Origin of the sequence: Prevotella conceptionensis 9403948, assembly GCF_000312305.1 — a bacterium.
Taxonomy (GTDB): Bacteria; Bacteroidota; Bacteroidia; order Bacteroidales; family Bacteroidaceae; genus Prevotella; species Prevotella conceptionensis.
This window is the reverse complement of the sequence record NZ_HE999493.1, coordinates 1-982: the sequence shown is the minus strand read 5'-3', so window position 1 is coordinate 982 and position 982 is coordinate 1. Positions and strand designations below refer to the sequence as shown.

Here is a 982-nt window from a genome sequence, read left to right as displayed (position 1 = left end):
TTCCGCGAAATCCGGCTGCACTCGGCATACCCGAACAAGTTCGCGTCTGCTCTCGTTGGCACGGATTTTCCATTGCGGCAAGTAATGTCGCTTCGGTGTGGAGCGGTTTGGGCTTGGTCTTTCCCTCTGTGATGGAGCAGGCGGAAAGGGACAGCACGTCGCCCTCCTTCCAATCGGGCAGGATTGTGTCGCTGTCCGTTTCGCCACAGACACCGCGCCAACCCGTCTGACGGATGATGCTACCCTTGACCGAGAACGCTGTGTCGCAGCATTTCTCGCCATCGCTCGCCAAATACGTCCGCCCTGACGGTGGTGACTTCCTTGATGCAGGGTGCAGAGAAGGCTTCGACCATCCGTGCGGCAATCATGCGGTAGACGGTCAGCTCGTCCTTGTAGATGCCGATGGGGTGCAGTCCCGTGGTGAGCAGGGCGTGGTGGTCGGTCACCTTGCCGGCATCCACGCTGCGACGGGCGAGCGTATCTATATGGCTGACATGACTTCCCAACTGTTCGTCGCGTTGCAGCTTTTCGAGCAGCTTGGGGATGGTCTCGAAAACATCGTCGGGAATATAGCGGCTACTCGTGCGGGGATAGGTGATGAGCTTGGCTTCGTAGAGTTTTTGGGCGATGGCGAGCGTCTGCTCCGCCGTGAGTCCGTAGCGGCTGTTGGCTTCCTTTTGCAGCGTGGTGAGGTCGTAGAGCAAGGGCGGCTCTTCGGTCTTCTGCTTACGCTCTACCTGTACGATACGGACTTCTTTGCATGTTTCCTTGATGCGTTTATAAAGGCCGTTTGCCGTATCGCCGTCCTTCCATTTTTCCTCGGAGGTGAACTTCACCACGTCTTTCCCTTCGCCTTTCACGGCAAGATGGAGCTGCCAGAAGGCTTCAGGCTTAAAACGTCTGTTCTCCCAATAGCGGGCGCAGACCATCGCCAGCGTGGGCGTCTGCACACGACCGACGGAGTAGGTGCCCCGACCGGCGG

At 58.4% G+C, this 982-nt stretch carries 1 pseudogene; it reads right to left on the bottom strand.

From position 1 onward, the window contains the following. Window positions 1-67: 67 nt before the first annotated feature. Window positions 68-982, bottom strand: a pseudogene (locus BN93_RS15890) (DNA topoisomerase); the annotation flags it as partial.